The sequence below is a fragment of the Emticicia sp. MM genome (genome assembly GCF_001649495.1).
This window is the reverse complement of record NZ_LXHX01000018.1, coordinates 1-23,166: the sequence shown is the minus strand read 5'-3', so window position 1 is coordinate 23,166 and position 23,166 is coordinate 1. Positions and strand designations below refer to the sequence as shown.

Here is a 23,166-nt window from a genome sequence, read left to right as displayed (position 1 = left end):
TATACAAACTTTATTCATACATAAACGCAAAAGTATTCAAACAACGTGGCTGGGTGATAAATTACGTAGTTTATTAGTGAATTCTTAGAAAACTTGTCTTAATATTGCCTTATACTTTACTAACTTTTATACATATGATTAACTATTCTAACCTTAGTAATAGCTCTTTTTTAAAAAGGCAAATTATGTTTTTAAGGGTAACTTTATTCGTATTTACGATTATTAATATCATCTACACATACATTAGCTTCAGAGATAAAATTGGGCATCCTAAATTGAATATAATATATTTAATCTTCTGTTGTTTACCCACTTTTTACTTTTTAAAAAAAAGTTATGTAAAATTAGCAACTCACTTTATCTACTTTCCTGCAATTTGTATTTTATCTGGAATGGTTTATAATAATTTGCAAAGTCAGGTTATCAGAGGGAATTTAGAGAATGCTTTTATACCGATTATTGCTTTATGTGGACTATTTGATAATACAATTTCTAGGAACATTGGTATTATATCAAACTTATCATTACTCTTTATTTTCAAAGTTATACGTTATAACTTTATTCCAATGGAACTTTCAGAAGTCTTTGATGATCTTACGGTTGTTATCTCTATGGTTGTAGTTGCACTTATCGCAGTATTCTATTATAAAAGAGATTACGAAACATTAGCTGATTTTAACAACCAGCTACAAAGTCAGAAAGATATTATTGAGCAACAAGCAGCCGAGCTAAAAATTTCAAATAATGTTAAGAACCAATTATTTAGTATTATCGCACATGATCTACGAGGACCTATCATTTCACTAAAGGGTTTACTTCAACTTTTTGAAAGTAATAATATCAGTAAAGAAAAATTTAAAACCCTTTCACAAAGACTCAGTGAAAATGTTAATAGTATGCACTTATTGTTAGATAATTTATTAATCTACTCTTTTTCACAAATCAAAAATACCAAACCTAATTATCAAAATATTCTATTTAGTAATCTAATCAATGAAACATTATTACTATACAAAGAAGCTCTCATCCAAAAAAATATAAAATTGTCAACTAATTTCACGAACGATTTAAGTATTTGGGGAGATGAACAACAAATAAAAATTACGATCCGTAACCTATTAAACAATGCTATTAAATTTACACAAAATAATGGTCAAATTGTAATAAGTGCACTTCAACAAGTAGATGATACTTTAGTTACTATTGAAGATAACGGCATAGGCATTCAACAAGAAGATTTAACACACATATTCTTAAAACCCAAACTTAATAATGGGACTAATGGTGAGAAAGGTACTGGTCTAGGCATTTCTCTTTGCAAAGAAATGATAGAGAATCATAAGGGTTCTTTTGAAATAAATAGCCAAATTGGGGTAGGAACAACCGTTTCAATTAAGCTTCCCAATCATACTAAAAGCACTTCATCACCATCTAAAGCAGTATAAAACCATTATTCATCTGTTTTAATTTCAAACGCATTAAATTTGGTTTATCATTAAGCAATCTGAACATTTGAATAGTTCAGTATGATTTTATAGAGTTTGTTTATAGTTGGTACATATTCCAACGACCATATAACTCAAGCCTTTTAGGCTTGAGTTATATTTTTATTAGGTGTCTTTCAATTAAGAAAAAATCAAAAGCTCAAAAATCTTTTAAATTTAACAGTAGGTATAGTAAATACAAAAAAGCCCGATAATCACTTGATTATCAGGCTTTTTTTCTGTGGGCCCACCTGGGATCGAACCAGGCACCTACTGATTATGAGTCAGTTGCTCTAACCGAATGAGCTATAGGCCCTAAAACCGTTTTTTGGTTTTGTGGTGCAAAAATAGACATTTCTTTTTTCACTCCAAAATTTTATCTTCATTTTTCGCCACTTCACAACTAAAATTGTCTTCTTTGCGTTGTTTTTGGAAAGTAGCAAGAAATAAAGTAATAACTTTGTTTACCTGCTAAAGCCATGTATGAACATGACCAACAAACGTAAAATATTTAATGACCCCGTCTATGGTTTCGTAAGTGTGCCTTCCGATTTAATTTTTGATTTAATCGAGCATCCTTTTTTTCAGCGTTTACGTCGTATTAAACAATTAGGGATGGCTGAGTTTGTCTATCCGGGTGCTTTACATACACGTTTTCACCATGCGTTGGGTGCGATGCACTTGATGGGTGAAGCATTGCAAGTTTTGCAAGCCAAAGGACATTTTTTATTAGATGTTGAAATTGAAGCCGCTCAAATTGCTATTCTTTTGCATGATATTGGTCATGGGCCTTTTTCTCATGTACTTGAATACACTATCTTGAATGATGTTCATCACGAACATATTTCAGCCTTATTGATGGAAAAATTGAATGAGCGATTTCATGGGCAACTCGATTTAGCCATCGAAATGTTTAATGGAACCTATCACCGAGAGTTTTTTCATCAGCTTATCTCAAGTCAGCTTGACATGGATAGGATGGATTACCTCAATCGAGATTGTTTCTTTACGGGGGTTGCCGAAGGGACAATTGGTGTTGACAGAATCATTAAAATGCTCAATGTGGTCGATAATCAATTGGTAGTTGAAGAAAAAGGCTTATTAAGTGTAGAAAACTTTTTAAACGCAAGAAGGTTAATGTATTGGCAGGTTTATCTTCATAAGACTTCAATTTGTACAGAAGCCATGTTGATACAAATTATTCGCCGTGCTAGAGAATTAATAAAAATAGGAAACGATTTATTTGTTACCCCCTCCTTTGAATTATTTTTAAAAGAAGAAATTTCTCTGGAATCATTCCAAGAGGAAGAAAAATATTTAAAAGCATTTACCGAAATTGATGACTATGATATTTGGGCTTGCATAAAAACTTGGCAACACAGTAAAGACCCAATTTTATCAACGATTTGCAAAGATTTATTAAACCGAAATTTGTACAAAGTCAAGATTTCAAATTTTCCAATAGAAGATTCTTTCATTCAAAATATCAAACAAACATTAGTCGAAAAGGGAATTCCAGAAGCGGATTTGAGTTATTTCATCACACAAGGTGATGTAAGTAATAAAGGTTATGTTTCGGGAGATGAAACAATCAATATCTTAACAAAAAACAAAAATGTTGTCGATATTGCTGATGCATCCGACTTACCAACAATCAAGGCATTGAGCAACATCGTGAAAAAATACTATGTATGTTGGGGCAAAAACGTATCTTTGTAGTGACTTTGCGAATAAAAGATATACTTTTTGTATTATTTGAAGATTATTTTAAATAAAACCACTTATCTTCTTCATTCATAAGTATGAAGATAGAATAAAAGGTTAAATTACTAACGCAAAAACTTTCGCAAGCTAAAACTTGCATAACACCAAATTTATGAAATTTACGGTTAAGCAAATAGCACTCTTGCTAAATGGTGATGTAAAGGGAGATGAATCGCTCACGGTTAGCCAGTTAGCAAAAATTGAAGAAGGAAAAGCAGGAGATATTTCTTTTCTTTCTAATGAAAAATACGAGCCTTATCTTTATACTACCCAAGCCTCTGCCGTAATTGTTGGTCGCACATTCGAACCACGAAAATCATATACTACAACATTAATCGTCGTTGAAAATCCATATATAGCATTTACTCAATTATTAGAAGAATACCAAAAAATGCTTGACGCTTCAAAAGTAGGTGTAGAACAACCCTCATTTGTAGGCGAAGGCACAATGATTGGTGAAAGAATTTATCAAGGTGCATTTTCGTACATTGGTAAAAACTGCAAAATTGGAAAAAACGTTAAAATTTACCCGCAAGCATATATCGGAGATAATGTGATAATTGGTGATAACACTATTTTATATGCAGGAGTAAAAATTTATGCCAATTGTATCATTGGCAATGATTGTGTAATTCATTCGGGTGTTATTGTAGGAAGCGATGGCTTTGGATTTGCACCACAAGCTGACGGAACTTATAAAACTATCCCTCAACTCGGTAATGTTATTCTCGAAGATAATGTAAGTATTGGTTCTAATTCAACGATTGATTGTGCCACTATGGGTTCTACAATCATTAGAAAAGGAGCAAAAATTGATAATTTGGTTCAAATTGCTCACAATGTTGAAGTCGGAGAAAATACAGTAATTGCTGCACAAACTGGAGTAGCAGGTTCAACCAAGATTGGTAAAAATTGCGTAATTGGTGGACAAGTAGGTATAAACGGACATATCACCATTGCCGATGGCACAAAAGCAGGAGGAAAAGCAGGCATCACAAAAACAGTGAAAAAACCTGGTACTTCTTTAAATGGTAATCCGGCTTTTGAAATCAATGATTATTTGCGTTCGATGGCAGTTCTAAGAAAACTTCCAGCTCTTGAAAAGCAAGTAAAAGCCTTGGAAGAGCAATTTCTTGAACTTCAACAACAAGGCGTTTTGGTTTAATCAATTCCTCTATTCAATATAAAAATTACATTTGCCTAAAGAAAAATAAGTACGATTTACAATGAATGTTAAACAACAAACCCTCAAAAAAATAGTATCTATCACAGGTGTAGGTCTTCATACTGGCGAAAAAGTAACAATGCTTTTAAATCCAGCAGCTATCAATCATGGATATAAATTTCAACGTATTGATTTGCCCAATAAGCCAATTATCGAAGCCGATGTAGATTATGTAGTGGATACGTCGAGAGGTACTGTTTTAGAAAAAGAGGGTGTAAGAATACATACCACCGAACATATCTTAGCAGCTTTAGTTGGTTTACAAGTTGATAATGTTTTAATTCAACTCGATGGCCCTGAGATTCCGATTATTGATGGTAGTGCAATTAAATTTGTAGAATTAATTGAAGAAGCAGGAGTTGAAGAACAAGGTGCTCTTCGTAATTACTATGAAATCGAAGAAGCTATCCATTTCCGTAATGATGACCAAAGCATTGAGTTGGCAGCCTTACCTTTAAATGATTATAGATTAACTGTCATGGTTGACTACAATTCAAATGTATTACATAGCCAACATGCCCAACTACACGATATTAATTTATTTAAGCAGGAAATCGCTCCGTGTCGTACATTCGTTTTTTTACACGAATTAGAAGCTTTGTTTAAAGCAGGGCTAATCAAAGGTGGTAATATTGATAATGCCGTAGTAATTGTTGATCGCGAAATTTCTGAAGAAGAAGTTGAAAATCTAGCCTCTTTACTCGGTAAAGAAAAAATTAAAGTTGGCACAACGGGTATCCTGAATGATATGCCACTTAGATTTTCGAACGAACCAGCTCGTCATAAGCTACTCGATGTAATGGGAGATTTAGCCCTAGTTGGTCGCCCGCTGAAAGCTCATATTTTGGCAGCTCGTCCGGGTCATACACCAAATGTTGCTTTAGCCAAGAAAATCAAAAAACATATTAGCGACTCAGCTAAAAGTACACCACAATACGACCCAAATACACCTCCTGTATTTAATATCAATGACATTGCCAAACTCTTACCCCACCGTTATCCATTTGCACTCGTAGATAAAATTGTATATCTCGATGGTCAAACAGTTGTAGGGGTAAAGAATGTCACTATGAACGAACCTCAATTTACGGGTCACTTTCCTGAAAACCCAGTACTGCCAGGTGTCATTCAAGTAGAAGCCATAGCTCAAACTGGTGGAGTTTTAGTATTAACCACTACTGGCGACCCAGAAAGTTATTGGCCATATTTGGTAGGTATCGATAATTGTCGATTCTATCACAACGTTTTACCTGGTGATACGTTAATTATTAGATGCTCACTTCTTGCTCCTATCAGACTTGGCGTAGCTAAAATGCACGGTGAAGCATGGGTTGGTAAGAAACTCGTGTGCGATGTTAATATGACTGCTCGCTTGGTAAAAAAAGCAAAATAATAATCTAATAGATTTAGGTAAACCTTGAGTTTTGCCTGTTTAAGAAACAAACCTAAAAAATGAATCAACCGTTGGCGTATATACACCCCGATGCAAAGGTTGCACAAAATGTAGTAATCGAGCCATTTGCCGTAATCCATAAGGATGTAGAAATTGGCGAAGGAACCTGGATAGGTTCACACGCGATTATCATGGAAGGTGCCAGAATTGGCAAAAATTGTAAAATTTTTCCTGGAGCTGTAGTTTCAGCTGTTCCTCAGGATTTGAAGTATAAAGGCGAAAATACTGTCACAATCATTGGCGATAATACTACGATTCGCGAATGTGTAACAGTGAACCGAGGTACTGTAGACAAAATGCGTACGGAAGTAGGCTCAAACTGCCTCATTATGGCTTACGCACACATTGCACACGACTGTATCATTGGAGATAATGTAATCTTAGCTAACTGCGTACAATTAGCTGGACACATCACTGTTGGCGACTATGCCAATATCGGAGGTATGACTGCCGTACAACAATTTGTTAAGATTGGAAAACACACTTATATTGGCGGTTGCTCACAAATCCGTAAGGATGTACCGCCGTTTATAAAAGCTGCTCGTGAACCTCTATCTTATGCAGGTATCAATTCAGTTGGACTTCGTAGAAGAGGCTGTTCTGATGAAAAAATCGCCGAAATTCAGGCAATTTATCGCTATATCTATCTTCGTGGCTTAAATAATACCGATGCGATTACACAAGTAGAGTTAGAGTTTCCAGCAACACCAGAACGTGATGAAATCTTAAACTTTATTTCAAATTCTGAGCGTGGTATTATTAAAAGTCCTGTAAAGAAAGGGGCTGAAGAATAATTCTCTTCCCAACGAGATATTTGTAAATATATGACAATTGAGTTAGAGAATTTAGGTAAGAAATTTCGTAAAGAATGGATTTTCCGAAACGTTAATTTAAGGTTTGATACAGGTAAAAGTTATACCTTTGTCGGGCCTAACGGTAGTGGAAAATCCACTCTTTTACAAGTGCTTATTGGTGTAATGCCACATTCTGAAGGGAAAGTTTCATATACACTCAATGGCGTGGAAGTTTCTCTTGATGATATCTACAAAAAAATTGTTATTGCAGCACCTTATCTCGAATTAGTTGAAGAATTTACTTTGCTTGAATCAATTGAATTTCATCAGAAATTCAAGCCTTTTAAAGACAATATTACTTCCCATCAACTACTTGATTATCTGCAACTTACGCCCCATAAAGACAAGGCAATCAAGAATTTTTCATCGGGTATGAAGCAACGCCTCAAACTTGGTTTATCTTTTTACTCGGAAGCTCCCATCATTCTACTTGATGAACCCACCTCAAACCTTGATGCTCAAGGAACTGCTTGGTATTTAGAACAAATTGAAAAACAGACTGAAAATCGGTTGTTAATTATCTGCTCAAATCAACCCAACGAATATACTTTCTGCAATAATATTGTTGATATTAGAGATTATAAATAAGCCTATTTTTGTATTCTCCCTACTTTTGTAAACAAAGGAAAATATACATGCTGGCGGTATTTCCAATGCTCTTTCAATTTTTCAATGACACCTTCTACTGGATTTTTGCCGTTTTTCTTGATATAATGCTGAATTGAAGACCATGAGTTAAAGTATCCTTCTGCCATTTCGAGCGTCCATAAATATTCATTACTAAAACTTGGACACTCAATTATTTCAAAAGGAAATGGAATAGATGCATAGTGATTATCAATGTGTTTTCTTTCGGCATCCCAATAAGGGCCAGTGATATTCCAGTAAAAATCCTGCAAAATCTCATCTATTATTCCCTCAAACCGAGGCATCGAATAACCAATGATAAAAATTACAGCATCTTGCTTGGCAACTCTTTTTACTTCGGTATAAAATCTTTCAAAATCAAACCAGTGTATTGCCTGTGCTACCGTTATTAAATCAAAAGTATCATTGGCGAAAGGAGTTTCTTCTGCTCTGGCAATGGAATAGGTAATATTTGAAGCTTGAAAAGCATTATCAAGCTGTTTTTGACTAATATCAGTTGCACAAACGCTATCAAAAATTTTAGCTAATTCCTTGGCCATCTGACCGTTTCCTGTGGCACAATCCCAAACAATTTCTTTGTTGACGACAATTTTAGCTAAATACTCAAAAACTTCTTGCGGATAAGTTGGGCGAAACTGAGCGTAAATACTTGCCTGATTTGAAAAATTATCTTTTACTGCCATTTTTTAATAAATGTAAAGTGTTTAACGGAATACTACTCATACTTATGTAGAACTTTCATTCTTCAAACATTCAAGAATTAATCAGCCAATTTGACAAAACTAATATTACGTTTTAAGCCTTCTAATTTTGTTCTCTTTACAGCACTTCTTCGAAATATTTCTTGGAAAACCTCCTGTGTAATTTCCTCCCAATCTGATTTAGTAAAATTCTTTAAATCAGGGTGTTGCCTAAAATCTGGCACCTCTGAAGGTTTTGAAAAACGATTCCACGGGCATACATCTTGACAAATATCACAGCCAAAAATCCAATTTTCGAATTGCCCTTTTACCTCATCTGGAATGGCTTCTTTCAATTCAATCGTAAAATAACTAATGCATTTCGAGCCATCAACTACATAAGGCTGCACAATCGCATCGGTCGGACAAGCATCAACACAACGTGTGCAAGTACCACAGTAATCTTTCATGGAAGAATCGGTTTGTAATTCTAAATCGCAAATGATTTCTCCGATAAAAAAGAAACTCCCTATCTCTCTTGTGATTAGATTTGAGTGTTTCCCAATCCAGCCAATTCCGCTCTTTTTTGCCCAAACTTTATCCATTACTGGGGCAGAATCTACAAAAATTCGGCCATTTACCTCCCCAATTTCTTCTGAAATAAAGTTCATTAAATCTTTCAGTTTGTCTTTCAAAACAAAATGATAATCAGTACCATAGGCATATTTTGAGATTTTGTATGAATCTTCATCGGTAGATAGTGGCTCTTCTGGAAAATAATTCAAGATAACTGTAATGACCGACTTCGCCCCATCTACCAATTTTCTCGGGTCTAGGCGTTTATCAAAATGATTGGCCATATATGCCATTTTCCCATGATAATTCAGATTCAACCATTTTTCTAAGAGTGGAGCTTCTTCCTCTAAAAAATCTGCTTTTGAAATACCACAAGCCTCAAAGCCCAGTTCTAAGGCTTTTTGTTTAATGATATTTGAACGTTCTTGGAGTAAATTTGGCATTTTTTAGCAAGAATTCTGAGCGTATTAAATTAGTGATTCACTTTTTTATTTTGTCAGTAGAAACCCATTCATCATATTCATCATCGTATCCTTCATAATGAATGTAGTGTAAACAAGAAAACTTTTTCAGTACTTTAGCAGCGTACCAAGCTTTATCATTGGTGCTGTAAACCTTCACTCTTGCACCAATTGGAAAATCTTTAGTACATTTAAAAGCCTTCACTCTTGAAGCTTCCACCACGTCAACCTCATTGTTTGTATAACTATAAAATCTAACTTTTAGTCTTTTATCAGCTTCCACATTTTCAATAAAACCAAGCCAATCAGTACCGTCATAATCAACCTGAACTCTTTCTCCAATTCTGCTATTTTTCTTAATTGGAACGCCAGCTTTTATCTCGAAGTTCTTCATTGTGTTTGGAACAAAATATAATGATTTTTGTCCTTCCACAATGGCCATTTCTGTATCAATATATTGGGCTAGTTCGGGTAATTGAATTTGTCCATTATTATCTATATCCACAAAGTTTCTACCTTCTAAACCATATAACAAAGCATTGGAAAAAGTCCAATTACCAGTAGAAACATCGGTGGGTACCACAGAATTCAAAGCAGCGTAATTTCTTGAAGGATACATTTGTACTTCTTTAGCCAATCCTCCAGAATTACAACAATCAGCAGTAAAAATGGCTGTATTTCCTGCAAAATTTTCATTCACAGTTTTTACAATTTCTTCGGCTGTCCAGTCAGCTCCTTGGTAATTTGCAAAGCATACTTTGCCACCATCATTTTTATAACCATGCCCGCAATAATAAAAAAACAAAGCATCGCCTTTTTTGGCTTGTTTAAGAAACGGTGCGAAAGCCTCTCTAACAGCCTTTGTAGTAGCTTTTTGGTCTTTCAAATAAAGCATCTGACTGGCAGGAACGCCTTGTTTTTGAAAGAAATTCAAGATTTTGGTATCTAACCTTCCTTTCTTATCAAAAGATGCAAATGTATTCGCATCAGCCCACTCTAAAACACCAACCATAAATACCCAAGTTCGGCTGTAATCTAGTTTTTGCTGCCCTATTCCCTTCAAATTGATAACGAGCAAAGAGAGTAATAAAAAGTATTTCTTCATAAATATTAGTAAGTTTGAATAGCTTGTAGAATAAAATCATCGAAATTAGATTTTCCGACAATATTTACCTCAATTGGTACATAAAAGAACTTTTCTTGTTCAGTTTTACTTAAAAGTGGCTTTATTTTCACCATATCTTTTTCTGTACTAATAAACTGACTATTCGTGCCAAAATCTTTGAGTAATTTTTCAATATCATCTCTCAAAAAAGCATAATGGTCAGGAAAATCAATCGTTTTTTGAATCTTAGGTACTTGGGTCTTCAAATATTCAACAAATTTCTCTGGTTTTGCTATTGCAGAAACAACAACACATTGTTGATTTAGTTCAAAAGTACTTGTAGGAATATAACCCACTATAGACCTGTAAATAATAGAAGAATAAAAAATGGGAATTTGACTATCTGTATATTTTTTTATACTGAATTCTAAATCATTTCTTTTATTTTGAGATAATTGAGGTGGACACTTCGTGACGATTACAGCATCGGCTCTTCGGGCACTTTGGCGAATATCACGTAATCGGCCAAATGGCACCAAAGCATCTTCAAAAAATGGCTGATCGAATTCTGTAAGTAAAAGATTCAAATGTGGATTTATCTTTCTATGCTGAAAAACGTCATCTAATACAACCAGCTTATTATCAGTAAATTCTGTCTGTATTTTATTTACCCCTTCTACCCTATCTTCACATACAACTACCTTTATTTCCTGAGCAAACTTTAAATAATACTGCATTGGTTCATCGCCTATTATTTGTGCATTTGCTTGATTATCAGCTACTAAAAAACCTTTGGTTTGTCTTCCATAGCCTCTACTTAAAGTACTCATTTGATATTTTTTATTGAGCAAACGAACCAAATATTCAACATGAGGAGTTTTACCTGTACCTCCTAAACTCAAATTTCCAACATTGATGGTATAAACTTTAGGACGAATTGATTTAGAAATTCCAGAATCATATAGGTAATTTCTTAAAAAAATGATACCGTAATACAAGCCATATAAAGGAAAAAGTGTTATTTTAAATAACAAAACAAGTAACTTCATGTTGGTTTGGTTTTTGTAAAATATTACAATTTTAACAGCTGAGTATCTCTAAAAGTATATAAATCGACTAATTATATCATTAAAAACAAAAGTTTCTGTACTTTTGCCAAAATTAAGCATTTTTAAATGGGTCTGAAAGTGAAATGGTTGAAGCACACTTTGATGTTCAGGTTTGAAGCAGGAACCTCGAGAGGTGTTTATACTGAGAAAGATACTTATTTCATAAAAATCTTCGATTCTGAAAATCCAACGGTTTTTGGTTTGGGAGAAGCCGCACCCCTAAAAGGCTTAAGTGTTGATGATATACCGAATTTTGAAGAAGTACTACAAAATATTTGTGATACTTTTGATGGCCTAGACCTTGAAGTATTCGAATGGAATATCAATATTATTCTCTCTCAGCTCATCGACGATATTTTCCCATCCATCAAATTTGGTTTTGAAACGGCCTTGCTTGACTTTTTAAATGGGGGAAAAAGAGTGATTTTTAATAATGATTTTGTAAGGAGTAAACGTGCAATAGATATCAATGGCTTAGTTTGGATGGGTAGTGCTGAATTTATGGCTAGACAGGTTAGAGAAAAACTCGAAAATGGTTTTCAGACAATTAAAATGAAAGTTGGTGCGATTAATTTTGACGAAGAATTAGCTATTTTGGCAAGTATTCGTGAAAAGTTCTCGGCCGATGAAATCACACTTAGAGTTGATGCCAACGGAGCTTTTTCAGTAGATGATGCTCCTCAGAAACTCAAGCAATTGGCTAATTATCAAATTCATAGCATCGAACAACCAATCAAACCGCAGCAAACTGAAACAATGGCCAATTTATGTCAAAACGGTGCGATTGCTGTTGCTCTTGATGAAGAATTAATCGGCGTAACAGATTACGTACAGAAAATGCAGCTTCTAAAAAAGCTCAAACCTACTTATATAATCTTAAAACCAAGCCTTTTGGGCGGACTTCAACACTGCCGAGAATGGATTGAGATTGCTACACGCCTTCATATTGGTTGGTGGATGACTTCTGCTCTCGAATCTAATATTGGCTTAAATGCCATCGCCCAATTTACTGCTGAATACAAAAACCTTATGCCACAAGGCTTAGGAACAGGCTCACTTTATAATAATAATATTCCAAGTCCGCTAGTTGTAGCAAATGGTTACCTCCACTACTCACCCGAACAAAACTGGAACCTAAATTTGCTTGCTAATTTCTAAAACTATCTTCCTTATTTTAAGTTTATATCTACAAGCTTAATTGTTTTTTGATGATTTTTTAAATTGAAAGCTTCGGCAACCAATTCAAGTTGTACTTCGTACATTAATTATCAATCCCGCCAAAAAATTCGAACCAGCATGTCAAAGATTGTTTCAATCGGTACAGCCACACCAGCTTTTTGTCATCAACAAAAGGATATTATGCAGTTTATGCTCGATGCCAACAATCCTGATGAGAAAAATAAAAAGTTAATACCAATTCTCTATCATAGAAGTGGCATAGAAACCCGTTATTCGGTCTTTGATGATTTCTCTAAAATCAGAGGGCAATGGAATTTCTTTGGAAATAATTGCACGATGCCCCCACTTGAAGCAAGAATGAGTTCTTTCAATGATGCGGCTATTGCACTTTCTGTTGAAGCTATTAAAGATTGCATTAAAGATACTGATATTCAGGAAATTACCCACTTAATTACAGTTACTTGCACTGGTTTATCAGCTCCTGGTTTAGACATACAATTAATTCAGCAATTGGGCTTATCAACCAATATTGTGCGAACTTCAGTAAATTTCATGGGTTGTTATGCAGCCCTACATGCCCTTAAAATAGCCGATGCTTTTTGTAGAGCTGATACCAATTCAAAGGTTTTGGTGGTGTGCACGGAGCTTTGTACTATCCATTTTCAAAAATCAAATGATACCGATGCCATACTTTCTTCTACCTTGTTTGCTGATGGTTCGGCAGCGTGCCTAATTACAGGAAATGATGCCTCAGAGGGACTTTCTATCAGACAATTCTATTCTCAAATAGCCTTAGATGGACAAAAAGATATGTCGTGGAGACTATCGAGTACAGGTTTTTTAATGACCTTGTCGAGTTACGTTCCTAAATTAATTAAAGAAGAAATGAAGCATTTACTTAAGGCTTCTTTAGATAAACTTCAAATCAATCAAGCCGATATCAATGAATGGGCAGTACATCCGGGCGGAAAAAATATACTTGAAGCAGTAGAAAATGCCTTAGGTTTATCGGCATCTGATTTGGAGAATTCTTATGATATTCTTCGTAATTATGGAAATATGTCATCACCCACCATTTTATTTGTTTTGAAAAAAATATTCGAAAATTCTCAACAAAAGGGAAATATCTTTGCAGTTGCTTTTGGTCCTGGTTTAACAATGGAAAGTGTAATTTTAGAGAAATGAATTTCAAAACTCGCTCTTATGAATCCGAACTTCTTGATAATGAACACATTCCACAAGAAGACCTCTACCAAAACCTAAAGGAACTTGATTTCATCAATCGTTATTTAGGTGGACATTCAGTAATTATAGATGGATTTGATAATTCTATATTTTCAAATAATATCAATAATTCAATATTTTCAAATTATACTGAAAATATAAATTTATATGAAATTGGTAGCGGTGGTGGAGATAACCTAAGGGCCGTAGCGAAGTTTTTAAGTAAGAAAAAAATAAATGTCAAACTATGCGGCATTGATTTAAAAGCCGATTGTATAAATTTCGCCCAAAAATTCAATTCAACTAACATCAACTACGAACAATCTGACTACCAAGCTTCTACTTTCCCGATAGGAAAACCTCACATCATTTTCAACTCATTATTTTGTCATCATTTTACAGATGAACAATTAATAGAAATGTTCCGATGGATGCATACACATGCTCAATCTGGATTTATTATTGCCGATTTACATCGGCATCCTTTGGCTTACTATTCAATAAAGATTTTGACTAAACTTTTCTCAAAATCTTACTTAGTTAAAAACGATGCTCCTTTATCAGTGCTAAGAGGTTTTAGAAGACATGAATTAGTGCATTTACTTGAACAAGCTGGTATAAAAAACTATCAAATAAGATGGAAATGGGCATTTCGTTGGCTAATTATTGTCAAAAAATGATAATTAAAACATTTTCAAGTCCTAAGAGTTTTAAAATAAGAATCTTACTTCAGTCCAATGTTTGTTAGCCTCACAATTGTTCGATACCCCAAGTACTTTATCCCTTTTGCCTTTTTATCAATGGCCATTTTACACTTACCCCTCTTTTTTACAAGAGGCTTGAGTTTTTGGAAACTACTAGGCTGTGGCAAAAACGGCACTTTCGATATTCAGCCCGACTTTCAGCAATGGGGTATGCTAGGTGTTTGGAATCAGCAGTCAGATTTTGAAAAGTTTCAAGAAAACTCATGGGTTTCAAAATGGTGGAGTTTTTTTTGTCACGAAAAATGGATAATTGGTTGTATTCCATACGAATCACATGGAAAGTGGGATAAAAAAGAACCTTTCGGTAAACCAATACCTGACCGTAATTATTCTGGCCCGATTGCAGTTCTCACCCGAGCTACCATCAGTTGGTCGAAGTTAAAAAGTTTTTGGTCAAATGTGCCAATCGTATCTGCCTCGATGAATCAGGCTCAAGGCTTTATTACCTCAGTAGGTATCGGAGAAGTTCCTTTCATCCGACAAGCTACTTTTTCAGTTTGGGATAGCCTTGATGACGTCAAGCAATTTGCCTATAAACAAAGAGAACACGCTCAAATTGTAAAAAAGACACACAATGAAAAGTGGTACTCCGAAGAACTTTTCGCTCGATTTATTCCTGTATTTAGTACAGGAACAATAAAAGGTGTAAATCCGATTATCATTTAGATGTACTAATTATTATGAACCCGAAACCTCAAACAACCAACTACCTTTACTTAATTTATTGATTATCAAGCTCATACTCATTCTTTTCTAAACTGACAAAAGCAGTTTTTTTTTGATTTTTTCAAATCCTGCTTAATAATTCTATTCATCGCATCGTTTTATAAGTAACTATACAATTATCGGGCATGATTTTTGTAAAACAACATTATTCGGTGAATGAACAAATGAAAAGATTTTGACTATGTCCCGTTTCAAATATATCTTATTTTGGCTGGGAGCCTTTTTCTTTATTAGCTTTTCGACCTTAGGACAACAAGAAAATAAGCCAGATCAGTGCATCAAACCGGGTGGAGGGATATTAGTTGATCAAACTACCTTTAGCATGAGTTCAGAAGTTGGTTGCCTCAATCCAGATGCAACGGTGACGGTTTCAAATCCTGTATCTCCAACTGGTAATCCCCTCGTTAATAACTTAGGATATATATTTAACATTCGAAATGGCGATAATATAGCATTCCCTACAACTCTTCAAGAGACTTGGACAGTTAGTGCTCCTGGGAAATATTGGATAATGCTTGGTGGCCAAGAAAATAATATGTTTTATATAACATGTAAATATTTCGAAGTAATCAAGCCTGAAGACCCTGATATTAGCGTAAGTTCCTGTGCCCCAAATAGTATCACTGTTGAATTTTTAGCTACGCCAAAAAATAGAAAACATGGCTCGTATGAAATAGATTGGGGAGATGGAAATAAAGAACCAATAACTGATTTGACAAATTTTCCAATTGTTGTACCTCACCTATATAACAGCACTCCCACTACAAAACCTAGTATAATTACTAAATATATCAGTGGAACCAATACATCGGCCTGCTCAAAGAGCTACACATTTGAGCTTAATATTCCACCCAAACTTACAGAATTAGAAGGTTTATCGAGCGGTACGATTGTAAAAATCACGATGAAAGAGGGTAACGAAAACAAAGATTATAATCTTGAACAAAAAACAAACAATGGCACTTGGATAGATACAGGAAAGAAAATGAAACGTAATTCGGGTCAACCATCTGCTACATTAGATGTAAATGGTTTGAATGGTTCGAATGAATATTGTTTTCGATTAAAAGCTAATGATGGTTGTACTAACCCTACGCTATCAAATGAGGTATGCAGTATTGTCCCAAAAGCAAATATTACAAGCACTAAGTCAGCAACCATCAACTGGAACACTCCTGACCCTAGCGTTTCAAGCTATACCGTTGATTTTAGCGAATCACCTACTGGAGCTAATGCCAATACCGACGTACCTTCACCACCAACTGCAACTACATATACCCTTAATAATCTTGATTGCAGGAAAAAATATAATTTTCAAATTACGGCTTTCATAGGGCCAGCTAGTAATCAGGTAATCATAAAATCGCCAAGTATTTTAATAGACCCTGCCATTACGATACAATTACCAGCCAAAACAACTGGAACTGTATCGGTTTCAAATTCAAATACAATTAATTTCAAGCTTTTTTCTACAAAAGAAAGTAAGTATATTTTTTATCGCTCTGTTGGAGGTAGTTCAAATTTTGTTGAAGTCATGCGAACACCAGATGATTTCTACGATGATATAGGTGTTGACCCTGCAAAACAGCAATACTGTTATAAAGTAGCATATCAAGATGAATGTGGCAATACTTCTGATTTATCACCTGCGTTTTGCAGTATTTTTGCAAACTCAAATCAGGATAATATTCTTTCTTGGACAGATTTCTCTGTCCCTTCTTCTACTTTACCTGTTCAGTATTACATCGAATCATTTGAACCCGGTGGCAATATTTTAAATGTAAATATTTCAACCAATAATTACATAGAGTTAAAGCAGCAAATTGAGGATATTATAAATTTACCTAATGCCAATGGGGCTGCTACATTCAGAGTTAAGGCCGTACAAGGTTCTTATTCTGCCTATTCAAATGATTATACTTTTATTTTACCCGTACAATTGTATATTCCATCTGCATTTACCCCAAATACTGATGGTACTAATGATGCTTTTGTAGCAAAAGGTAGATTTATTGTAAAATATAACTTAGAAATCTATGACCGCTGGGGAAATGTAATATTTGAAAGCAATGATTTGAATATTGGTTGGGATGGCACCACTACTGATGGTATTACACAAGCACCACCAGGTAATTATGGGTTCAAGATTTGGGGCTTAGATGTTGGGGGAAATAAGTTTCAAAAGACGGGTTCGATAGTCCTTCTTAAATGAAACAAAAATCCATTTAATATGTTATTTGAAAAGGGTAGTCTATAATCGACTGCCCTTTTTTGTATATTTGCATGAAAATAAAACGCTTACAACTATGAATATGGGAGATATTTTCGGGATGGCTAGTAAAATGAAAGAAATGCAAGCCCGAATGCAAGAAGCTCAAGAAAATTTAGCAAAAATCACCGAGATGGGTGAAGCTGGTGCAGGCATGGTGAAAGTAACTGCCAATGGAAAAAAACAATTGGTTAGTGTTGAAATTGATGAAGATTTGATGAAACCGACTGACCGAGAAATTTTGCAAGATTTAATTGTAGCGGCTACAAATAAAGCCTTAGAAAAAGTTGAAATCAAAGCCAAAGAAGAACTTCAAAAATCTACTGAGGGATTAATGCCTAATATTCCAGGAATGGATTTGGACAAATTATTTAAATAAAATTCTATGAGCAAAGTAGCCGTAGTAATTTTAAACTACAACGGAAAAACATTTCTAGAAACCTTTTTGCCATCGGTTATCCAAAATTCTGGTGGCAATGAAGTAATTATTGCAGATAATGCCTCCACAGATGATTCAGTAGCCTTTTTACAAAGTCATTTCCCCCAAGTCAAAGTCATTCAAATGGCTCAAAATCAAGGATTTGCAGGAGGATATAATGCGGCTTTACAACAAGTTCAAGCCCAATATTATGTTCTTTTAAATTCTGATGTGGAAGTAACACCAAACTGGATAGAACCCATCATAAAACTCATGGATAATGATGAATCTATTGCAGCGTGCCAGCCTAAAATTTTGAGTTATCATGAAAAAACACACTTCGAATACGCGGGTGCTGCTGGTGGATATATCGACTGGTTGGGGTATCCGTTTTGCAGAGGTAGAGTATTTGATAGCTACGAAAAAGATACTGGTCAATATAATGATACCAAAGAAATTTTTTGGGCTACTGGTGCTTGTATGTTTGTTCGTGCTGATGTATTTCATAGTTTAGGAGGTTTTGATGCAAATTTCTTTGCTCACATGGAAGAGATTGACTTATGCTGGCGAATGAAAAATGCAGATTATAAAATCATGTATTCATCGGAATCAAAAGTTTATCACGTTGGTGGAGGCACTTTACACAAATCTAATCCACGCAAAACTTTCCTTAATTACAGAAATGGCTTGGCAATGCTCTATAAAAATCTACCAAGTGGAAAGGTATTTTATACGATTCTGCTAAGGTTAATTTTAGATGGCATTTCGGGTATAAAATTAGTTTTAGATGGCCAATTGAATGATTGTCTGGCAATCATCAAAGCTCATTTTGCATTTTATGTGATGATTCCGAAGCTTGAAAGAAAAAAAACTAAACAAGTTTATCCCATTTACTCCAAAAGTATTGTTTGGGAGTATTTTGTGAGAAAAAATAAACCTCAAGTATAAAATGGCGAAAGTAATAGGCATAACTGGCGGTATTGGTTCGGGAAAAAGTATCGTTTGTAAGTTTTTTGAACTTTTACAGATTCCCGTTTACTATGCTGATGCAAGAGCTAATTGGCTTACAAACAACGATTTACAACTAAGAAAAGAAATAAAAGAGCTTTTAGGCAGACAAGCCTACGACCAAGATGGATTGTATAATAGAAAATGGGTAGCCGAACAGGTATTCACCGACCCTTCCCTATTACAAATGCTCAATTTACTAATACACCCAAGGGTATTGGCCGATACTCAAAATTGGCTTGAGAAAAACCAAAACCAAAGTTATGTTTTACGTGAAGCAGCCATAAGTAATGCGGCAAAACAAGGCAATGATTTAGATAAAATAATTGTAGTTAGCTGCCCAGAAGACATTCGAATTAAGAGAATCAAACAAAGAGATCCTCAACGAAGTGAGACACAAATAAAAGCAATTATTGCTCGACAAAAAACAGAAGAGGAGTTTGCCTCAATAGCTGATTATATTATTCAAAACGACGAGAAGAAACTACTTATTCCACAAATCTTAGCAATTCACCAACAACTAAATCACTAATTTTAGCGCCAAGTGCTTGGTTTTTTCATAATCTTTTTCTTCATCAACATCAGTCAAAGTAGGCAATTCAGCAATGCTGATACTGAGTTTTTTACAAACTTCAATGGCCTCTTTAAGTACATTTTCATGGCTCCAAGCTTTATTTAAAAACAAATTTTCAAGTAAATTAATGGGGTCAGAAAGTAATTCAAAATTAAAGCCAATCATATAATATCCTCCATCATTGGCTGGTCCAATTACAACCGAATCTTCAGAAAGTAGTTTAAATCCATCTTCTATCAGTTCAGCAGATAGTTCAAGGCAATCGCTTCCAATTATTAATGCTTTCTTATGTCCAGTGTTCATGCATTTCATAAACGACTCTAGCATTTTTAAGCCTAGGTCATTGCCTTCATGCTGAACGCTTTTCTTATACATTTCATTATTCCAGATATCATTATTATCTACAAAATCTGAATAAAATAAATACTTATCCACTGGTAGGCCACTGGTGATTAACATTGTGTGAGCCATCAATTCATGATAAATCTCCAATGCTCGCTCATTACCGAGGGTCGCTGCCAGACGCGTTTTTACTTTTCCCAATCGAGGATTTTTAATAAAAATAATAATCGCTTCTTCTTGTACAGCCCCGCATTTTGGGGGGAAATTTTTGTCGGTCAATGCACCTGCTTTCATTATAAATAATATGTAATTAAAATTGTAAATTCTCAGTTTTATTCTGATTTTTGTTTTTCAAACTTACGAAAATATCACTCACTAGGTTGAGTAGAACAAGTAAATCATTTCACAAAACAAACATTTAATATAGTTTTTACATGAAAAAAATTATCTATACCGAAAAAGCTCCTGCACCAATTGGGCCTTATAGTCAAGCGGTATTGGTTGAAGATACACTCTATGTATCTGGCCAAATTGCTCTAGAACTGGCACAATCTGGAGACCTGAAGGCCGAGACACAAAAAGTAATGGAAAACATCGGACATATACTCGCTGAAGCTGGTATGAATTACGAAAACATCGTAAAGTCGAGTATTTTCCTAAAAAATATGGATGATTTTGCTCTAGTAAATGAGGTTTATGGGCAATACTTCACTTCCTTGCCACCTGCTCGAGAAACAGTTCAAGTTGCTCGTCTTCCAAAAGATGTGAATGTAGAAATTTCTGTAATTGCTGTAGCTTAGAATTTTCGTGTCATAGAGACTTGAAATTAATAAAAAGTCATTATATTGACTATCAAGTGTTTATTTTACGCATGAGTCTTTAATTAAGAAATAAAGTTTGCCGTAAAATAATTTTCATGCATTGTGATAGATTTAAAATAAAGAAATTCTTTTATATTTACAAAAAACAATAGTTCCCTCCCAATATTAATAACATAAACTGATCGTTCAGCTATGAGAAAAAATTATTTTCTATCTCTACTTTTGTTGATGATAACTTTTTGGCAGGTGGAAGCCTCCAATGGTTCAAAATCAATCAATAAAAATGGCAAGGCAGCCCGCACAACAGTCACAATACCCGCACCTCCAGCTGCCCCTAGTGGTCTTTCTGGTTCTGCAGTCGGTGGTGATGCGACAAAACTCAATTTAACATGGACAGATAATTCAGTTGATGAAACTGAATTTGAGATTGCTTATTCAACAGATTCTACCACATATTTAGTCACACCCGCTGTTGCTGTTACGGGAAGTGGCTCTACTGGAGCTACAACACTTAACGGACTAACGCCCAACACAACCTATTATATTTGGGTTAGGGCTTTACGTGCAGATGTTGCAAGAAGTATAGGGTCATGTACTCCAGTGGCTAATGAACCTACTAATTCAGCTCCTACTGGCAATACACCATCTTGTTGGAGTAATTTATTAAAAATTTCAACAGGTGCTATACCAGCTGCACCAACTAATGCAATAGTTGCCACTCCTTATTCACAAAGAACAAATACTATTTACTTCAATGATAATTCAGCAGATGAAACCGAATTTATCATCGAGCGTTCAAGTAGTGGTGGTGCATTCACTCAGATTGCAACTATGCCTGGTGTTTCAGGTACAGGTCAACGTTCTTATGTTGATAATACAACATTACCAAATACACAATATCAATACCGCATCTATTCAAAAAATATTATTGGCCAGTCTGTAACAGGAGCAACGACAGCATCTTTCATTACTCCTCCAGACAGACCAATTGCTCCGAATAGTTTAGGTTTGATAAGCGTAAATCCTATAGGACTTAACTTCATTAAAATGTACTGGAGAAATGGAGCACCTAATGCGATAGGATTTTATGTACAACAATCAAGCGATAATAACTCTTGGTTTACTATAGGTACCGTTTCTGCTAATAGCGAACTTGGCTTTACTGCAACAAACTTAAATGAAGGACAAAGATATTTCTTTAGAGTTATTGCGTTCAACTCTGGTGGTGATAGTGATCCTTCAAATGTTTTGCCAGCAACTACGCTGAAAAGGGTAGCACCAAACCCGGCATTCAATCTTACTGCAAAAACTATTTCAACCACCCAAATTGATTTGAAATGGAATTTAGGTACGCAAGATGGTGTAACAAACAACCGTGTTTCACAAGAAATTTATCGTTCTTCGGTGAGTGCCACAGATGGTTTCATTAGAATTGCTACTATTGGTAACTACGAAGATAGTTATTCTGATAATACTTGTTCACCCAAAACTACCTATTGGTACAAAATCTTAACTGCCAATTTCCAAGGTCAATCACCTTATTCTAATCTGGCTAGTGCAACTACTTTAGGCCCTCCTTATGCTCCAACTGAACTAGCTACGGCCTTGGCTAATGATGCATTAGGTAATACTGTTATCAAAGTAACATGGAAAGATAATTCAAACGACGAATGGGGCTTTGCACTTGAACGCTCAACAGATGAAACTTTTGCAACAGGTGTGCTTAAAGCAGACCTTGACTCAAACACTGTTACTGCGACAAGTCTTCCAATTGAAGAAGGTGTAACATATTTCTTCAGAATAAGTGCCTCAAATCAATATGGTGCATCAAAGTATTCAAGCACAGTAAAGCTTGAAATGCCAGTAACCGCTACTCCAAATGCTCCATATGACTTAAAAGGAAAAGCAACTTCTGCTGATGTAAGCTTAACATGGGGTGATGATTCTAATAAAGAAGCGGGCTTTGAAGTAGAACGCTCTGATGATGGTAAAACATTTACAAAAATCGGAACAACTGCCCGCAATGAAGTTACTTACGTTGATAAAACAGTAAAAGATAAAACTAAGTACTCTTATCGTGTAAGAGCTACAAATATCAAAGGAAACTCTGACTACACGAATGTATTAGAAATCACTACCCTTACTAAAGCTTCTGCAGGTATTGAAATTGCAGCAGATGAGGTATTCCAAGTTTATCCAAATCCAACATCTGATGGTGTAAAAGTTTCGGTTTCGGAAAACTTATTGAAAGGTTCTGGAATGATTATTATCACTGATAACACGAATAGAGTTGTTTCTAAAACATTATTATCTCCAAATCAAACGGAATATCGTCTTGACTTGAATAATTACTCAGAAGGAACTTATACAATTAGCCTTCGTACAGATACGCAACAACTTACAAAGCGTGTGTACAAGTTTTAATTATAAATATTGGGTAAATAAAAAAGAGGTGTCGGAAATTCCGACACCTCTTTTTTGT

The 23,166-nt window shown here is 34.9% G+C and carries 21 protein-coding genes and 1 tRNA gene; 16 read left to right on the top strand and 6 right to left on the bottom strand.

All coding sequences use genetic code 11. The annotated features are described in order from the left end of the window. The first annotated feature begins 275 nt into the window (after positions 1-275). Positions 276-1,445, top strand: a complete 1,170-nt coding sequence (locus tag A6M55_RS02860) for a sensor histidine kinase KdpD (RefSeq protein ID WP_229235467.1) — start codon at positions 276-278, stop codon at positions 1,443-1,445. A 281-nt stretch (positions 1,446-1,726) separates the two neighbouring features. Here the strand turns inward: A6M55_RS02860 and A6M55_RS02855 are convergent. Beyond that, positions 1,727-1,800, bottom strand: a tRNA-Ile gene (locus tag A6M55_RS02855). A gap of 167 nt (positions 1,801-1,967) precedes the next feature. Between A6M55_RS02855 and A6M55_RS02850 the strand changes: the two genes are divergently transcribed. The 5 genes from A6M55_RS02850 (at position 1,968) to A6M55_RS02830 (ending at position 7,368) form a co-directional block, all read left to right on the top strand. Then, the gene (locus A6M55_RS02850) at positions 1,968-3,203 is read left to right on the top strand and encodes an HD domain-containing protein (protein WP_064196377.1); all 1,236 of its coding nucleotides are present in this window, start codon (positions 1,968-1,970) and stop codon (positions 3,201-3,203) included. Between the two features lie 157 nt (positions 3,204-3,360). After that, on the top strand, positions 3,361-4,413 hold the full coding sequence (gene lpxD / locus A6M55_RS02845; RefSeq protein WP_064196376.1) for a UDP-3-O-(3-hydroxymyristoyl)glucosamine N-acyltransferase: 1,053 nt from the start codon (positions 3,361-3,363) through the stop codon (positions 4,411-4,413). Positions 4,414-4,474: 61 nt separating this feature from the next. Beyond that, positions 4,475-5,866, top strand: coding sequence for a bifunctional UDP-3-O-[3-hydroxymyristoyl] N-acetylglucosamine deacetylase/3-hydroxyacyl-ACP dehydratase (locus A6M55_RS02840; protein WP_064196375.1), 1,392 nt, complete (start codon positions 4,475-4,477; stop codon positions 5,864-5,866). Positions 5,867-5,925: 59 nt separating this feature from the next. Beyond that, positions 5,926-6,720, top strand: a complete 795-nt coding sequence (gene lpxA, locus A6M55_RS02835) for an acyl-ACP--UDP-N-acetylglucosamine O-acyltransferase (RefSeq protein WP_015029802.1) — start codon at positions 5,926-5,928, stop codon at positions 6,718-6,720. Positions 6,721-6,750: 30 nt separating this feature from the next. Further along, positions 6,751-7,368 carry an ABC transporter ATP-binding protein gene (locus tag A6M55_RS02830; protein WP_064196374.1) on the top strand — a complete coding sequence of 206 codons (618 nt, stop codon included), beginning with the start codon at positions 6,751-6,753 and terminating at the stop codon, positions 7,366-7,368. A gap of 2 nt (positions 7,369-7,370) precedes the next feature. Here A6M55_RS02830 and A6M55_RS02825 read toward each other — a convergent pair whose 3' ends face one another. The 4 genes from A6M55_RS02825 to lpxK form a co-directional block, all read right to left on the bottom strand. Beyond that, on the bottom strand, positions 7,371-8,111 hold the full coding sequence (locus tag A6M55_RS02825; RefSeq protein ID WP_064196373.1) for a class I SAM-dependent methyltransferase: 741 nt from the start codon (positions 8,109-8,111) through the stop codon (positions 7,371-7,373). Positions 8,112-8,188: 77 nt separating this feature from the next. Continuing rightward, positions 8,189-9,127, bottom strand: coding sequence for a tRNA epoxyqueuosine(34) reductase QueG (queG, locus tag A6M55_RS02820; RefSeq protein ID WP_064196372.1), 939 nt, complete (start codon positions 9,125-9,127; stop codon positions 8,189-8,191). Positions 9,128-9,164: 37 nt separating this feature from the next. Beyond that, positions 9,165-10,250, bottom strand: a complete 1,086-nt coding sequence (locus tag A6M55_RS02815; RefSeq protein WP_064196371.1) for a caspase family protein — start codon at positions 10,248-10,250, stop codon at positions 9,165-9,167. 5 nt (positions 10,251-10,255) lie between these two features. Continuing rightward, positions 10,256-11,299 (bottom strand): tetraacyldisaccharide 4'-kinase, encoded by a 1,044-nt coding sequence (gene lpxK / locus A6M55_RS02810; RefSeq protein WP_064196370.1) that lies wholly within the window; start codon positions 11,297-11,299, stop codon positions 10,256-10,258. 126 nt (positions 11,300-11,425) lie between these two features. Here lpxK and A6M55_RS02805 point away from each other — a divergent pair, with 126 nt between their 5' ends. The 8 genes from A6M55_RS02805 (at position 11,426) to coaE (ending at position 19,479) form a co-directional block, all read left to right on the top strand. Continuing rightward, on the top strand, positions 11,426-12,517 hold the full coding sequence (locus A6M55_RS02805; RefSeq protein WP_064196369.1) for an o-succinylbenzoate synthase: 1,092 nt from the start codon (positions 11,426-11,428) through the stop codon (positions 12,515-12,517). Positions 12,518-12,580: 63 nt separating this feature from the next. Next, complete coding sequence (locus A6M55_RS02800; protein WP_255364407.1) at positions 12,581-13,723, top strand: type III polyketide synthase; 1,143 nt, start codon at positions 12,581-12,583, stop codon at positions 13,721-13,723. Then, complete coding sequence (locus A6M55_RS02795) at positions 13,720-14,442, top strand: methyltransferase domain-containing protein (RefSeq protein ID WP_064196367.1); 723 nt, start codon at positions 13,720-13,722, stop codon at positions 14,440-14,442. Before A6M55_RS02800 ends, A6M55_RS02795 begins: the two co-directional genes overlap by 4 nt. Positions 14,443-14,499: 57 nt before the next feature. Further along, the gene (locus tag A6M55_RS02790; RefSeq protein ID WP_064196366.1) at positions 14,500-15,192 is read left to right on the top strand and encodes a DUF3291 domain-containing protein; all 693 of its coding nucleotides are present in this window, start codon (positions 14,500-14,502) and stop codon (positions 15,190-15,192) included. Positions 15,193-15,433: 241 nt separating this feature from the next. Next, the gene (locus A6M55_RS02785; protein WP_064196365.1) at positions 15,434-17,464 is read left to right on the top strand and encodes a gliding motility-associated C-terminal domain-containing protein; all 2,031 of its coding nucleotides are present in this window, start codon (positions 15,434-15,436) and stop codon (positions 17,462-17,464) included. A gap of 94 nt (positions 17,465-17,558) precedes the next feature. After that, the gene (locus A6M55_RS02780) at positions 17,559-17,900 is read left to right on the top strand and encodes a YbaB/EbfC family nucleoid-associated protein (RefSeq protein WP_015029789.1); all 342 of its coding nucleotides are present in this window, start codon (positions 17,559-17,561) and stop codon (positions 17,898-17,900) included. Between the two features lie 6 nt (positions 17,901-17,906). Next, complete coding sequence (locus A6M55_RS02775) at positions 17,907-18,887, top strand: glycosyltransferase family 2 protein (protein WP_064196364.1); 981 nt, start codon at positions 17,907-17,909, stop codon at positions 18,885-18,887. 1 nt (position 18,888) lies between these two features. Beyond that, positions 18,889-19,479, top strand: a complete 591-nt coding sequence (gene coaE / locus A6M55_RS02770) for a dephospho-CoA kinase (protein WP_015029787.1) — start codon at positions 18,889-18,891, stop codon at positions 19,477-19,479. On the opposite strand, the gene A6M55_RS02765 is transcribed toward coaE, so the two are convergent. Continuing rightward, positions 19,468-20,157 (bottom strand): TIGR04282 family arsenosugar biosynthesis glycosyltransferase, encoded by a 690-nt coding sequence (locus A6M55_RS02765; RefSeq protein WP_064196363.1) that lies wholly within the window; start codon positions 20,155-20,157, stop codon positions 19,468-19,470. The genes coaE and A6M55_RS02765 overlap by 12 nt on opposite strands. Positions 20,158-20,297: 140 nt before the next feature. On the opposite strand from A6M55_RS02765, the gene A6M55_RS02760 reads away from it, so the two are divergent. Together A6M55_RS02760 and A6M55_RS02755 are read left to right on the top strand one after the other, a co-directional pair. After that, a complete protein-coding gene (locus A6M55_RS02760) occupies positions 20,298-20,663 on the top strand; it encodes a Rid family detoxifying hydrolase (protein ID WP_015029785.1) in 366 nt (121 codons plus the stop codon). A gap of 213 nt (positions 20,664-20,876) precedes the next feature. Next, entirely contained in the window at positions 20,877-23,108 is a 2,232-nt protein-coding gene (locus A6M55_RS02755; protein ID WP_082892903.1) for a fibronectin type III domain-containing protein, read from the top strand. Positions 23,109-23,166 lie beyond the last annotated feature (58 nt).

What these genes read in the sequence shown, in the direction of transcription:
- A6M55_RS02850 (WP_064196377.1), top strand. Translation starts at nt 1,968, where the DNA reads ATGAACATGACCAACAAACGTAAAATATTTAATGACCCCGTCTATGGT.
- lpxD (WP_064196376.1), top strand. Translation starts at nt 3,361, where the DNA reads ATGAAATTTACGGTTAAGCAAATAGCACTCTTGCTAAATGGTGATGTA.
- A6M55_RS02840 (WP_064196375.1), top strand. Translation starts at nt 4,475, where the DNA reads ATGAATGTTAAACAACAAACCCTCAAAAAAATAGTATCTATCACAGGT.
- lpxA (WP_015029802.1), top strand. Translation starts at nt 5,926, where the DNA reads ATGAATCAACCGTTGGCGTATATACACCCCGATGCAAAGGTTGCACAA.
- A6M55_RS02830 (WP_064196374.1), top strand. Translation starts at nt 6,751, where the DNA reads ATGACAATTGAGTTAGAGAATTTAGGTAAGAAATTTCGTAAAGAATGG.
- A6M55_RS02825 (WP_064196373.1), bottom strand. Translation starts at nt 8,111, where the DNA reads ATGGCAGTAAAAGATAATTTTTCAAATCAGGCAAGTATTTACGCTCAG.
- queG (WP_064196372.1), bottom strand. Translation starts at nt 9,127, where the DNA reads ATGCCAAATTTACTCCAAGAACGTTCAAATATCATTAAACAAAAAGCC.
- A6M55_RS02815 (WP_064196371.1), bottom strand. Translation starts at nt 10,250, where the DNA reads ATGAAGAAATACTTTTTATTACTCTCTTTGCTCGTTATCAATTTGAAG.
- lpxK (WP_064196370.1), bottom strand. Translation starts at nt 11,299, where the DNA reads ATGAAGTTACTTGTTTTGTTATTTAAAATAACACTTTTTCCTTTATAT.
- A6M55_RS02805 (WP_064196369.1), top strand. Translation starts at nt 11,426, where the DNA reads ATGGGTCTGAAAGTGAAATGGTTGAAGCACACTTTGATGTTCAGGTTT.
- A6M55_RS02795 (WP_064196367.1), top strand. Translation starts at nt 13,720, where the DNA reads ATGAATTTCAAAACTCGCTCTTATGAATCCGAACTTCTTGATAATGAA.
- A6M55_RS02790 (WP_064196366.1), top strand. Translation starts at nt 14,500, where the DNA reads ATGTTTGTTAGCCTCACAATTGTTCGATACCCCAAGTACTTTATCCCT.
- A6M55_RS02785 (WP_064196365.1), top strand. Translation starts at nt 15,434, where the DNA reads ATGTCCCGTTTCAAATATATCTTATTTTGGCTGGGAGCCTTTTTCTTT.
- A6M55_RS02780 (WP_015029789.1), top strand. Translation starts at nt 17,559, where the DNA reads ATGAATATGGGAGATATTTTCGGGATGGCTAGTAAAATGAAAGAAATG.
- A6M55_RS02775 (WP_064196364.1), top strand. Translation starts at nt 17,907, where the DNA reads ATGAGCAAAGTAGCCGTAGTAATTTTAAACTACAACGGAAAAACATTT.
- coaE (WP_015029787.1), top strand. Translation starts at nt 18,889, where the DNA reads ATGGCGAAAGTAATAGGCATAACTGGCGGTATTGGTTCGGGAAAAAGT.
- A6M55_RS02765 (WP_064196363.1), bottom strand. Translation starts at nt 20,157, where the DNA reads ATGAAAGCAGGTGCATTGACCGACAAAAATTTCCCCCCAAAATGCGGG.
- A6M55_RS02760 (WP_015029785.1), top strand. Translation starts at nt 20,298, where the DNA reads ATGAAAAAAATTATCTATACCGAAAAAGCTCCTGCACCAATTGGGCCT.
- A6M55_RS02755 (WP_082892903.1), top strand. Translation starts at nt 20,877, where the DNA reads ATGAGAAAAAATTATTTTCTATCTCTACTTTTGTTGATGATAACTTTT.